This is a genomic window from Haladaptatus sp. (genome assembly GCF_049589095.1).
In the GTDB taxonomy this organism is placed as follows: domain Archaea; phylum Halobacteriota; class Halobacteria; order Halobacteriales; family Haladaptataceae; genus Haladaptatus.
In genome coordinates, this window is the sequence record NZ_JBAWAC010000184.1 from 1 (window position 1) to 5,978 (window position 5,978).

The 5,978-nt window shown below is 61.2% G+C and carries 7 protein-coding genes; 4 read left to right on the forward strand and 3 right to left on the reverse strand.

The features are described from left to right. Window positions 1-458 (reverse strand): FAD-dependent oxidoreductase (locus WBV42_RS06165; protein WP_423985245.1); only part of this gene is annotated, 458 nt, incomplete at its 3' end. Between the two features lie 382 nt (window positions 459-840). On the opposite strand from WBV42_RS06165, the gene WBV42_RS06170 reads away from it, so the two are divergent. Genes WBV42_RS06170 through WBV42_RS06180 form a run of 3 tightly spaced genes read left to right on the forward strand, consistent with a single transcriptional unit; the run spans window position 841 to window position 2,623 of the window. Continuing rightward, the gene (locus tag WBV42_RS06170) at window positions 841-1,452 is read left to right on the forward strand and encodes a hypothetical protein (RefSeq protein WP_423985246.1); all 612 of its coding nucleotides are present in this window, start codon (window positions 841-843) and stop codon (window positions 1,450-1,452) included. Between the two features lie 59 nt (window positions 1,453-1,511). Further along, on the forward strand, window positions 1,512-1,883 hold the full coding sequence (locus WBV42_RS06175) for a DUF7344 domain-containing protein (RefSeq protein ID WP_423985247.1): 372 nt from the start codon (window positions 1,512-1,514) through the stop codon (window positions 1,881-1,883). Next, window positions 1,880-2,623, forward strand: coding sequence for a DICT sensory domain-containing protein (locus WBV42_RS06180; protein ID WP_423985248.1), 744 nt, complete (start codon window positions 1,880-1,882; stop codon window positions 2,621-2,623). Before WBV42_RS06175 ends, WBV42_RS06180 begins: the two co-directional genes overlap by 4 nt. Before the next feature lie 29 nt (window positions 2,624-2,652). On the opposite strand, the gene WBV42_RS06185 is transcribed toward WBV42_RS06180, so the two are convergent. Beyond that, window positions 2,653-3,462: a hypothetical protein gene (locus tag WBV42_RS06185; RefSeq protein ID WP_423985249.1), complete on the reverse strand. Its 810-nt coding sequence runs from the start codon at window positions 3,460-3,462 to the stop codon at window positions 2,653-2,655. Beyond that, a complete protein-coding gene (locus tag WBV42_RS06190) occupies window positions 3,459-4,574 on the reverse strand; it encodes a PQQ-binding-like beta-propeller repeat protein (protein ID WP_423985250.1) in 1,116 nt (371 codons plus the stop codon). Before WBV42_RS06190 ends, WBV42_RS06185 begins: the two co-directional genes overlap by 4 nt. Before the next feature lie 258 nt (window positions 4,575-4,832). Here WBV42_RS06190 and WBV42_RS06195 point away from each other — a divergent pair, with 258 nt between their 5' ends. After that, window positions 4,833-5,597 (forward strand): hypothetical protein, encoded by a 765-nt coding sequence (locus WBV42_RS06195; RefSeq protein ID WP_423985251.1) that lies wholly within the window; start codon window positions 4,833-4,835, stop codon window positions 5,595-5,597. Window positions 5,598-5,978: the final 381 nt, after the last annotated feature.

Below are 5,978 nucleotides of genomic sequence, written 5' to 3' on the forward strand. Positions count from 1 at the left end.
ACGACGCACTGTTCGACGTGAAGGAAGCCGCCGTCCGGTTCGAAAATCGCAACGAAGTCCTCGGGCAGGTCGTAGCCCGGATATCGTTCGCCCACCTCCTCGGCGGAAAGCCGTTCGTACGCCAATCCGTGTGTCTCACAGGATTCGCGCGCACCGGCGACCTTCTCGCTGCCCTCCGGGCCAGCGACGATACAACCGGTCGTGTGGAGGAGTTTTGTGGGGTGGGTGGCATCCAACTCGTCCCACAGTTCGTAGGCACGCTCCAGCAGCGGGACGTAGTCAGGGTGCTCGTAGTACGCCTTCCGGATGATTCGCGTCACGCCGTGTGACGACCCCATCGAATGCGGAATATCGTAGCGTTCCAGGCCCAAGACGTTCTCGCCGCGCTTTGCGAGGTGGGCCGCCGTCGCGCTTCCCATGCCGCCGACGCCGACGACGACGGTATCGTATTCGGTCATACTCGTGTCGTGGTCGGCGGTGACAATGAACGTGGGTAGTTCGGCCCTGAATCCGATTCCCCGTCGATGGAACGTCCGAATCTCGGCCACGACGCGGCCGGGCGCTTCCGTCGGTCCGCCGTGACCGAGGTTCTCGATCTCGTCACCGAGAATGATTCCACGGGCGTACTGTTATCATCGAGTCACGACGCTTCCCGTCGTCGAGGAGTTCCTGCGTCCGTTCCGTGGACGACGATTCCACCGCAGTCCCCTATTCGACAGTACGCGATATTTTTGTCCTAACGCTCTGAAACGTCCGAATATTGGCGTTTCGACGAATCGATACAGGTATATCCCCGAGGATGATATCGGCTGAAAACGACCGATACCCGGTCGTGGTACCGTGACGGAACAGACAGACTACCTCGACGACAGAATCGCGGATGCAATTCTCAACGGCTCGCCCTACGAGCGACTGCGCGTCCGACGGAACAGCCTCTTCGATCAATCAATCCCGACGAAACTCGCCTGGCAGAGCGTCCTACTGCTCGCGCTGGCACTCATCGCGCCGATAACGCTCGGCTACTCCGACTCGGTTGCGGCGCTGTTTCCGGGTGGAGCTCCACTGACGGCATCGCCGATCATCCTGATGCCGGGTGCGCTCGTCCTCCTCCTCGAACTCGGAGCGGCGGCCGGACACGTCGCCGTCGCCGCGACGATACTCTCCGGCGAGGAGGACCTGAGCACGCGCCGGATGCAACAGCTCCTGAGTGTCGAGGAGATAGCGTCGTTTTATGGCTTGGTCGGTGGCGCACTCCTGCTCGTCATCACGTTGGCGGTGTTCCTCCTGGGCTACAGCGGCGTGGAGACGATCCACCAGTACACGACGGCGGCCGGACGAGGCCCATTCGACGCGTCGGGCACCGGCCTGAGCGTGTTTGCCGTCTCGGCCGTCTCGGTCACGATGAGCGCTATCCTCTTCGTCACCAGTCGGTTGCTCGCCCGACGGCTGTAAGACACGTCGGGACCGAAGATTTAGGCATTCCCGAATTGTATGGGTATCGGGGAGTCTATATGGGAAATGACTCCGAGGACATACTGTACGAAATTTTGTTAGACACGTCGCTGGACGACGACGTGTATCGGGCATTGTCGAGTACGCCTCGACGATATACGCTGTACACGCTCTTGGAGTGGGACCGAATCTCGCTGGACGAACTGGCCGACGTGCTCACGGGGTGGCTGTACGCGAGCGAATATCGGATGGCGACGGCCGAGGACCGCGAACAGTTGCTGGCCGAACTCCGGCGACAACACATCCGTATGCTACGCAAGTCGGGGCTCGTCGACTACGATCCGCGTGAAGAACTGCTCGTCAGGCCCGAACTCTCCCCGTCCGTCACTCGACTACTACACTGGGCACTGAAAAACGAGTATGGGAATTGAGCGAAGGCGAAGGAGCGGAACTACCGATGAACTTCCGGGAAGCCATCGACGCGGTCGAGCGGGAACGAAAGACGCTCGTAGTGTACGGTGGCGACTCGAATACGGACCTCGCGGAGCAGTTCGAGACGAAAAACGTCACGGTGAAGTACAAACGGCTTCGGAGCGTCGGACCGAACGAATTCCTCGTCATCCGGGACGAAGACGGGTTTCAGGGAGCGATCGGGTTGACCGCGCTTCGGGAGTTTCTCACCCCGCCGGTTCTCGTCCCGTGGCACGATGATTTCGATCCGTCCTCGTTCCGCGACCTGCGAACCCTTCTCGATGAAACCCTGTTCACGTCGTTCGACCGACGGCAGATGTTGGCGACCAGCCGCGAAATCGAGGACCGCGCGTGGCGTATCGCCGTCGGTTCCTTACACGTCGGATTTCAGGCGTTCTCGGCGTTTCAGGACCAGATGGACCTCTATCGACGACTCGCGTTGGAGACGAATCTGGATATCCACATTTACGGACGGGCGGACTGGCAACCGCCTCGGATTCCCAATACGACGTTTTGTGCCAGAACGGCGGGAGAGATAGGGCAGGTGTGGTTCCTCGTCTACGACGGTGGCGGTGACGACGACCAGAAATGCGCGTTGGTCGCCGAGGAACGGGACGACGGCGAATTCTTCGGATTCTGGACGTACAACCCGACGACGGTGGACGAATTGCTCGACCATCTCGTGGAAACCTACGGTTGACGAAGATCACTCGTCGGTTGCGATCACCGCTACACGTATCGCGCCGAGAACTCCCAACGGGGCGAAGATAGACATTCCGAGAACCGTCCCGAGCGCGACGTGGAGTTCGGGTCCACCGTACGAGGCGAGCGAGTCGAGCATCGGAACGCTCCCGACCCAGTACTGGAGCGTCCCGATGATTCCCGCAAAGACGACGACCGACAGTGTGTTCCCGGCGACCGAGTCGTAGCTTCGCCGAATCGCCGTCCCCATCGACCTCCCGCGAACCAGCAACACCGGGACGGCGAACAGTCGGGCCGAGACGAACGGACGAGGAGTACGCCGACGAGCAGGACGACGAAGCCGAGCATCGCGCCGACCGCCCAGACGAGACCGGACAGACAACATTGGAAGACGACGAGCGACGCGACGCTTCGAACGGAGACTGAATCACCATCCGAACGGGTCACGAGGGCGACAACCGCGGTTGCGATCGCTATCTGGGTGACGAGCCAGACGGCGGCGACTTCCGCCATGATCGGGAGCCGAAGCCCCAAAATCGCGCCAATCGGTCGGGTAACGAGGGAGGTGTCACCGGGATACAACAGCACGACGAAATGGGCGAGTCCCGCCCGAGCGACGGTGGCGACTTGCGTCACCACCGGGTCCCGGAGTCGGACGATGTTACAGGCGGCGAGTACGATGCTCGTCACCAGAAACGGCACGGCGAGCGAGGGACGCGAGCGGATGTCCCGCAGGGCACCCACGAGCAATCCCAAGGCCGTGATGGAGTCGTCGGGCGGCGAATCGGAACCGACGCGATCGATCTCGGTGCCGTGGACCTGCTCGTCTCGGCTCATCGGGATGCCTCCAATGCGTACAGTTCGAACCCGTCCGTGAAGACGACCATCCCGGCACCGACTGCCGGTGGTGATGGAGCTTTTTCGGTCTCGAATTTCCACCGTTCGTCTCCAGTCTTCGCGTCGAGTGCGAGGAGGGCTCGCGAATCGGGGACGTAGACCGTGTCGCCCGCGACGACGGGCGTTCGCTTGTACTCGCCGACCGGCTTTTCCCATCGAGTCGTTCCCGAGCGTGGGTCAAGCGCGAGGAGGAGGTCCCCGTCGTCCCGTGTGATCTGGACGTACACCGTCTCGTCGGTGACGGTCGGTGTTCCCTGTATCTTCGCGTACTTTCCGTCGCCGGTGAGGCGACGGAGCCACCGACGCTTCCCGGTCTTCCTGTCGAAGGCGATGGCGTAGTCGTCACGCGTTCCGTACACGCCGTGGTCGGCGGCGGTCACGTACCCCCACGTGAGCACCTCTCTGAACGGTTGTCGTCGCCAGCGAACGTCCCCTGTTTCGGCGTCGAGCGTGGCGAATTCGTTGACCCACGTCGCGATGTAGACGACGCCGTCGTAGACGGAAACTCGTGAGGACAGGCCGTCAGACCGATAGCGCCACCGTTCCCGTCCGTCGCTCGGGTCGAGCGCGCGCACGCTACTCTCGACACCTGTATCGTGTGGAACGAAGACGTGTCCATCGGCGATGACCGGCGAGACGGCGTCGCCGCTCGGCAACAACGACTGGATGAACGACGACTTCGGTTCGGGCGTTCGCCAGCGATAGCGGAGGTCACCACGGAGGTCGGTGCCCGGATTGACGCCGTAAACCCGACGCCCGTCGGTCGAAACGACCGTCTCGTTGCGGTATGCAGTTGCCGTTGCGATGGCTGGCGTCACCCCGAACGGCTGCCGCCGATGGGTTTGTGTCGTTCCGTCCGTCGCATCGACGGTGAGGAAACTCCCGGCCGTGCTGTAGACGGTCCCGTCGTAGATGAGCGGCGTCGGCGAACGTCCTGTCACGTTCGGAAGCGTCCGTTTCCACCGAACCGCGGGTTTCGCTCGAAGCGAGAGGCCGTCCGGTTTGTATGCCGTGCCCGCCGAATCGTAGCCGACGAGCGGCCAATCGTCCACGGAAATCGGTCGGGAAGCGGCGGGGTACAGCGCGCTACACCCACCGAGAGTGCCGAAAACGGCAGTCGAAGTGAGACCGAGAAATCGACGACGAGAGGGTGATAGAGGTCTTTTTTGAGGAGGGCTGTCGTTTGGAGGGCGGGGATCAGTCACTGTGCGTCAGATTTCTAGATGAAACAAAATGTATTTTCATTGTCGACAGGTCTGCTCGGTATATCAGTCCATTTAACCATCTTCACCGGGTTTGGTCGGTAGCGAATGAGCTATCGAGACGCGATCATGGCGGCCAAGTACGCCGGGGGGGCAAACGAACAGGCGACGGCGCTTCATCAGCGACGACTCGAAGCGGTCATGAACGGGGAAGGCTACTTCGACTTCGACGCGCCGCGGGGTATCGTCGTTCACGTCGTCCCGACCGGCGTGTACGACGACGGCTACGCGATCGACCTCGGCGAGCACAGCGTGTTACCCGAGGCCGATCCCATGCGCCCGAAACAGCTTCCCATACTCGGGCGGGACGGTGCGCGCGGTTCGTGGACCGCCGACGGGTTCGGGGCAGTCGTCCCGTCGGATGACCGGAACGGCTGTGCCGGGTATGCACATCTCTTCTCGAACGGTGTCGTCGAATCCGTTGCCGCGATTCCGTTCGAGGAATCCCGGACGGAACCGCCACGAATCGACGGACGCGCGCTCGAACTCGACCTGACACGGAGCGTCCGGCGGTACCTTCGCGTGCTCGCGTACCACCAGCGGACGGCCCCGATTTACGTCACGTTCACGATGTACGGCGTCGATGGCTGTCTGCTCGACACCGGTGCGGTCGAGTCGAGCGACGACGCGCACCCTATTCGAGAGCCGATGCTCGCACCGTTCCCCGTGACGCTCGACAACTTCGATGCCGACGTTCGAACCGAACTCGCGGCCCCCCTCGACGCACTCTGGCGGGGTGCGGGCTATCCGAAATCACCCTTCTTCGATTCCGGCGTATGGGAACTTCGGTCGGCGTTCGATGACGGCGACTGAACGGCGGCCATCGTTCCCACTTTACGACAGAATTACTCCATCGTATTCCAACGATGGCGGTCAGCAGCAGTCCGGAATCCTCTTCGGATCCGTATCCGTCTTCGACGGATCGATTCACCCTCACGCACACCATACAGTATGGTGTGGAATTCGCATCACCTGTCCGGCCCTTAAATACTCTCGCAGGACTGAAATACAATCTGGTTGGGCATTTTTGCTCAACCTTCTAACTGCGATCGACCGAACGAAATAACATCATAAAGTTGCCAATAAGGGTTGGTATCTGGAGTAGTACTCGTGAACTGTTGGCAGGTTATCGCTCGATTTTAGTTGTAATATTTTCCGAATTTATCTTGGACCGTCTCCTTCGTAGGCAATGAT

Bases quoted from the DNA above. Each gene is read 5' to 3' on its own strand.
- WBV42_RS06175 (WP_423985247.1), top strand. From the start codon at position 1,512: ATGGGAAATGACTCCGAGGACATACTGTACGAAATTTTGTTAGACACG.
- WBV42_RS06185 (WP_423985249.1), bottom strand. From the start codon at position 3,462: ATGAGCCGAGACGAGCAGGTCCACGGCACCGAGATCGATCGCGTCGGT.
- WBV42_RS06195 (WP_423985251.1), top strand. From the start codon at position 4,833: ATGAGCTATCGAGACGCGATCATGGCGGCCAAGTACGCCGGGGGGGCA.